The following is a 6,359-nucleotide window of genomic DNA, read 5'->3' as shown; positions in this document are numbered from 1 at the left end:
CAGCCCCCCAAGCTACCGCCCCCGCTCCGCGGGTGATGCTGCCCGACAGGGAGGGCACCGTCATGCGCAGGCGGTTGGCCCGGTCATGGCTGTTCTGGCGCGGCTCGGCCAAGGGGGCCGGCTGGAAGTTCTGGTTCTGCACTGCCCCTTCAGAGGAGAGCTCCTCCACCATGGGAACGTCGGCGCTGCGGCGGCGCGGAGTGGGAGCGGCATCCGCGTCCACCGGCTTCATGGGCATGCTCAGCGAAGGCAGCGAATCCAAGAAGCTCTCGCGGCGGGTGCGGGGCACCGGCACGCTTTCCGCTGCCACGGCCGCGGGGGCGGAGGCAGCGGAGGTGGCGATGGCGGGCACATAGGGGGCCGCCGACTGCTGGGTGGCGTGGCCCTCGGCCGCCGGGGCGGGGGGCACCGGCACGAAACGGCGGGTGGCACCTTCCAGCGGCACTTCCTCGCCAGCCGGCTGCTGGGGCGCCTCTTCCGGCACCATCGGCTGCTGGGAAAGCACCGGCACCGAAGCCATCTGGGCCTGCAGCTCGGCAGCACGGGCAGCGGCTTCCGCGGCCTGGCGCTCCGCTTCGGCGGCTTGGCGCTGGGCCTCGGCCTCTTGCCGTTCCGCCTCCAAACGGGCCGCTTCTTCAGCAGCGGCGCGCTCTTCTTCCTCGCGAGCCCGCTGGGCGGCTTCCATGGCCTGGGCATAACGGGAGCGATAGATGGGGGCGCTCTCGTTCACCGGCTTCTTGGCCTTCTTTTGAGCCGACTTGAACCATGCGGGAACGTCGTCTTCCTTTTCCTCCACCGGCTGCGCCTGCAGCTCTACCGCTTCCTCGGCCGGTTGCGTCTGGGCCTCGCCCTGCGCCTCGGCCTCGCGCTGGGCCATTTCCTCTTCGGAAAGGGGAGCGAAGGCTTCGCGCGTCTTGGAACGGGCCTTTTGCATTCCTTCCTCGGTGGGAGCGGCGATGGGAGGCTCTTGCACCTTCACCAGGTTTTCCGCCAAATCAATGTGAACGGCGTCGCTCACCGGCTTGCCGCTCATGGCAGCCACGGCCGCCTTAGCGGAAAGCAGACGGGCGCGGGCGCTCTGCTCGCTGTCGCCCTCAGTGGAAAGCGCGTCGTAAACCAGCTCGGCCCCTTCTGGCACAAAGCCGGAGGCGTGGGCTTCCTCGACGCCGTGCACCGTGTAGTCGCCCTCGGCAACTGCCGTGGAGCCGTGGGCCACGCGGTCGGCCACTTCCAGCAGCACCGCCACGCCGGCGCCGTTGCAGTTGGCGCCTTCGGTGTAGGGGGAAATGCGGTTCAGCACCGTGGCCAGCAGCGGCAGCGCGGCGCACACGGCGGCGGCAATGCACAGCACGCGGAAGGGAGTGCCCCCCACGCCCGCAACGCGCATCACCATCAACAGCGCAGTGAGGGCGATGCCGCCCACGCCTACCCACTGCAAGATAGGCAGCGCCGCCAGGATGGGCTGGCGGGCCAGCGGGTTAACTTTGCCGGTGTCGTAATGTGCCACCAGCACCACCTTGCGCTGGCGCCCCGGGCGGCCGGTTGCCGGAGCGGCCGGCTTATAGGTGGCCACCACGTTTTGGCTGATGCCGCGCGAGAGCACCTTCGAAATAATGGGCTTATCAAAAATTTCTGCCGCGTAAAGCGCGGCAGCCAGCACAGAGAGTATCAAACAGGGGATGGCCATGAAGGACACCAACATGGCCACAATGGCAGCCACAACCGCCACTGCGGAGCAAACCGCCGCCGGGATGTCGGAATCTGCATTGCAATTGAACTCTTCGGTTTCAGTGGGAAGCCCCGACACCTGCCGCAGTTGGTCGGAGATGAACGTTGCCGCCTTCTGCTCTTCCTCGGTGCCCGCGGGGCGCGGGCCAATGGTCTTGGAGAGGTATTCAACTGTTTGCTGTAGACCGGCCATCGATGCCGCCTTTCAGGAAAACACAAATAAGTAGGCACAATTATTGGCAAGTATACGCCATTTGCCCGATAAACCTGAAAAAGTTTCCCTGGTGACGCAAAGTACGAGGGGCCAAGGAGCCATTATGGGCGCCCAGCGTTACGCCAGAAACTCCCGCAGATGCTCGTCGGCAACGGAAACATTGCTCCGTTCGGCTTGGTAGCTTTGCAGCAGAACCGTCGTGGCGGCGGTAAAGGCCTTCTCATAGGCGCCGTCGGGGTTGGCCTCCGCCAGGGTAAGACAGTCAGCGGCCTGCGCTTCGTAATCGTTTGAGGCGGTGTTCTTCTCGTCCATCAGCTCTTTGTTGCGGGCCAGGTAGGCGTTGTCCGCTTCCACTGCGGCCGACGAGGCGTTTATCTTCAGCTGCAGGTACTGCTCGTAGGTGGACAAATCCACCGCATCGCTGGCCTCTTTGGCGGCGGCAAACTGCTCTTTCGCCTGTTCCAGTTGCTGCAGCGCCTGCTGGGAGCAGTCCCGTGAAGCCTCAACCGTGTCCGCATTCAACGGTGAAAGGGCCTGGGCGGCCTGACGGGAAAAATTCTCCGCCTGCCCCAGCGACTGCCACCCCAAATGGGCTTCTTCCTGGGCTTTTCTCAACGGAAGCGCCTCTTGCAGAATGGCGAAACCGGTTTCTATCATGGCGGCGCGGGCGTGGGCCGAAACCATCAAATTGTTGGCCACCTCTCGGTCGGCGCCGGACATTAGCTTCTCTTCCACCTCTTGGGCCCGCTGCTTCACCGCATCTAACTGGGCCAGAACGTCCCCGTCCCCTTGGGCCAGCAGCGCCTCAAGCGCCTTTGCCTCATCGGCGTCGTAATCGCTGCCATCGGTGAGAGCCAAAACGCCGTTGTCTAAAGCCACCAGCAGCGTGTCCGTCTGCTCAAGCTGTTCCACCAAATCCATCAGTTGCCGTTGCTGCAAGTTCTGGGCGTTCACCAGCGACGCCGCCAAACTGGTAAGGCCCGCCACCACGGCCAGCACCAGAATGAGGCTCACCCCCACCCCCACTAACTGGGCGCGGCGACGGCTGCGCTTGCGCACCGCCACTTCCGAAAGCGGCATCGCCGAGGACGAGCGCCGCGCATCGGTGCTGATGAATTCGCCGGTGGACAAGGTGATGCCCTGCTCTTTGCGAGGAGTGGAGGGGGGCCTGTTGTCGTTTCCCAAGGTGAAAAGCGAAATCTCTCCCGGCGGCGGAGCCACAGGCGACGAAGGGCCCGCCCCTTGGTCGTAAGACTGCCACGCACTCTTCTGCTTTTTCTTGTCGGAGCCCTTGCGCTTCGACGCGGCGTCCAGCACGCTAAAGGAAATCTCATTGGAAGTGCCAAAGGTGGACTTCCGAATGTGAGCCCCCCGCGGGTTGTCCCCTTTCCTACGCAGCCCCATCGCCGGGCCCTTCACGGCGCGCCTGGGCCGCAGCGGCCAGCTCTTCCAGAATTTCCGCCCTGGTCATTACCTTTATGTTGCGGCTGGGCATCGAACGCTGGAACACTTTTCCGTACCATTTAGAAGCCACCCGGCTGTCCACCAAAATCACAACCCCTTCGTCGGAGGCGCGGCGAATCAGCCGGCCCGCTGCCTGCTTCACCTCGGTCACTGCCGCCGGCAGCACGTAGCGCTTCCAGGCGTTGTCGTCGCGGTTGGCCCGTTCGCAGGAAAGCGGATCGCTCGGCTTGGAGAAGGGCAGCTTCGGAATCACCACGCCCTTCAGAGTGGCGCCAGGTGCATCGAATCCTTCCCAGAAACTTTTCAGCGCGAACAACGACAGGTGCTCGTCGGCCACGAAGTCGTCCCGCAGCCCCTTCACCGACACGCCCCACTTCTGGCACACCACCCGCAGGTCCTCCTCTTTCAGGGCCGGAGCCACCGTTTCAAAGCAGCGCTCCATCTCGCGGCGATTGGTGAACAGCGTCAGCATCGCGCCGCCCTGGGCCAGGTGCGCCTGGGCCAAAAACGTGGCCAGCTGGTCCAAATACGCCGGCGCGCTGGGTTCCGGCAGATCCTTCACCACGTAAATGGTCATGCGGTGATCGAAGTCGTAGCTGGAGGGCAGCTCCAGTGTTTGGCAGGCCGACGACGGCGAGGTGTTCAGCCCCATGGCATCGCAGAACGATTGGAAAGTGCCGTCCACGGTGAGGGTGGCGGAGGTGTACACCACCGAATGCAGTTCGGGGTAAAGGGCCTCGTCCAGGTAACCGCCCACGTTGAACAGCTGCGCCTCCAGCTTGTCGGTGCCCTTGTCCTCTTTGCGGTTGAGGAACGCCGAGTACACGTAGCGGTCGCTCATGGTTTTGAACAGAATCTCGCAGGTGCTCACCACGCACTTCAGGTCCAGTACCACCGAAGCCAGCTCCCGCTGCACCCCTTCGCAACCGTCCAGCTCATCCAGATATGCAACCACATCTTGGCTGCGCATGATGAGGCGCTCCACGGCTTCGTTCAACGCCAGCCCCTTTTCCTTCACGTCTTTGAAGGTGTAAGAGCCCAAAATGTCATCGTTGAGCCAAATTTCCACCGTCTCATAGGATTTGGAACGGCGGCTTTCGTCGAAGAACAGTAGCCCCCGCAGCGATTTGGCGTATCCGTCCACTGCCTGGCTGTAAAGTTGGCTGGCTTCCCGCGCCTTCTCCAACAAACCGTACAACAGCGACGACGCCTCTTCCTTCCCCGCCGGGATGGCCGCTTTCACAATGCGGTCGAACAGGCTGCGACGGCGCTCCGTTGACGCCAAATGGCGGGCGATGCGGCGCAAGGGGCCCACTTCCAAATCGCTGGAGAGGGCACGGCGGGCCTCCGCTTCGGCGCCGTGAGCCTCGTCCACCACCCAATAGGCGGAAGGGGGTAGCAGCGCGTGGTCGTGGGACAAATCGCAGAAGAACAGGCTATGGTTGGTAACCACCACATGCGATGCCGCGGCCCGCGCCCGCGCGCCGAACACAAAGCACTTGCCGTTGAAGTAGGGGCACTTGTGGCGCAGACAATCGTGGCTGGCGGTGGTGAAGCTGTAACGGGGCGTGGTCTGGAAGTCGATCTTCAAGGTGTCCATGTCATCGAAATCGCTCTGCTCGGCGAAAGACAGCAGCGCCGCCATCGAGGGGGCCTGGGACACCTCGCGATTGTGCACGTTCACCAAACGGGCTCTATCGCTTACCAACTGCTCCAGCTTCCACAGGCACACGTAATGGGAAAAACCCTTCAGCGGGGCGAAGGTCACTTCCGGCGCTTCCGGATTGACCGCCTTCATGGCCGCCGTCAGCGCCGGCAGCTCTTTGTACACCAGTTGGTCCAGCAGCGCGTTGGTTTTCGTGGCCACCCCCACTGTGATGTTGTTGTCGCGGGCCACCGCTGCGGCGGACAGCAGATAGGCCATGGATTTCCCCACGCCCGTGCCCGCTTCTACTACCAAATTCGTGCCCTGGTCAAAGGCCGACCGCACCGCCTGGGCCATCTGCTGCTGCTCGGAGCGCGGCTCGAATTCGGGGTAAATGCGCGATAACAAGCCGTTCGGGGCGAAGGCGGCGGCAATTTCTTCCTCGGTGGGAAATTGCAGCTCCACCGGCCCCTCTTCCATAATGGATTTGATGTTGCGCTTCGGGGTAAGGTCAACCCCTTTCAGGGCGTCTTTGCGCAGTTGCCGCAACGAGAAGGGCGTCCGTTCGCCACAGCTGGCGAAATATTGGAACACCGCCCCCGTCTGCCATTCCTCCACCGGGCAGAGCGACGCAATCTTCACCACCAGCATGGGGGGCATCTGGGAAACTGCGGCCAAAAGAATGCGGAACAGGGCGCAGGTGGCGGCCACGTCGTCATCGGCGCGGTGGGTGGAAACCGGGGCGCCGAACGCCTTTACCAGGTCGACGAGGCGATGGGATTTCATTTGGGGCAGCGAGATGCGGGCCAAATCGAGGGAATCCACCCACAGGTTCTCCAACAGCGGATACCCTTCCGGGTGACGGGTGGTGAAGGTGCGATCAAAATTGGCGTTGTGGGCCACCACGGTGGCGTCCCCTACAAACTCCACCAGCGCCGCCAGCGCTTCCTGGGGGGTAGGGGCATCGGCCACATCCTCATCGTGGATGTGGGTAAGGTGCACCACTTCTTCCGGAATTGGCTTCCCGGGGTTCACGAAAGTCACGAACCAATCCACCACTTCGCCCTTCTCCATTCGGGCGGCGGCGACTTGGGTCAACTCGTCGTTTTTGAAAGACACGCCGGTAGTTTCAGTGTCCAAAACCACCACGTTGCCGTCAAACGGGCCAAAATCCATTTCGCGCGCCAACTGGGGCAGCCGCGCATAGCGCTCGGCGATGCGTTGGGGAGTTCCGTCGCACATGTATTCGCGCAATTGGTTCATGAATCGTCCTCTTATATCGAAAAGCCCGTTGGGTTCAGGGAAAAA

The 6,359-nt window shown here is 63.0% G+C and carries 3 protein-coding genes; all 3 read right to left on the bottom strand.

All coding sequences use genetic code 11. The features are described 5' to 3' along the window. The coding region (locus tag DMP11_RS05420; RefSeq protein WP_235869398.1) for a hypothetical protein at positions 1 to 1,921 on the bottom strand (1,921 nt) is incomplete at its 3' end. Between the two features lie 138 nt (positions 1,922 to 2,059). Then, positions 2,060 to 3,346 carry a hypothetical protein gene (locus DMP11_RS05415; RefSeq protein WP_123185482.1) on the bottom strand — a complete coding sequence of 429 codons (1,287 nt, stop codon included), beginning with the start codon at positions 3,344 to 3,346 and terminating at the stop codon, positions 2,060 to 2,062. After that, the gene (locus DMP11_RS05410) at positions 3,333 to 6,314 is read right to left on the bottom strand and encodes a helicase C-terminal domain-containing protein (RefSeq protein ID WP_214647057.1); all 2,982 of its coding nucleotides are present in this window, start codon (positions 6,312 to 6,314) and stop codon (positions 3,333 to 3,335) included. The genes DMP11_RS05415 and DMP11_RS05410 overlap by 14 nt, the downstream gene beginning before the upstream one ends. Positions 6,315 to 6,359 lie beyond the last annotated feature (45 nt).

The sequence above is a fragment of the Parvibacter caecicola genome (assembly GCF_003725335.1).
GTDB lineage: Bacteria > Actinomycetota > Coriobacteriia > Coriobacteriales > Eggerthellaceae > Parvibacter > Parvibacter caecicola.
This window is presented reverse-complemented; position numbering and strand designations above follow the sequence as displayed.

What these genes read in the sequence shown, in the direction of transcription:
- DMP11_RS05410 (WP_214647057.1), bottom strand. Translation starts at nt 6,314, where the DNA reads ATGAACCAATTGCGCGAATACATGTGCGACGGAACTCCCCAACGCATC.
- DMP11_RS05415 (WP_123185482.1), bottom strand. Translation starts at nt 3,346, where the DNA reads ATGGGGCTGCGTAGGAAAGGGGACAACCCGCGGGGGGCTCACATTCGG.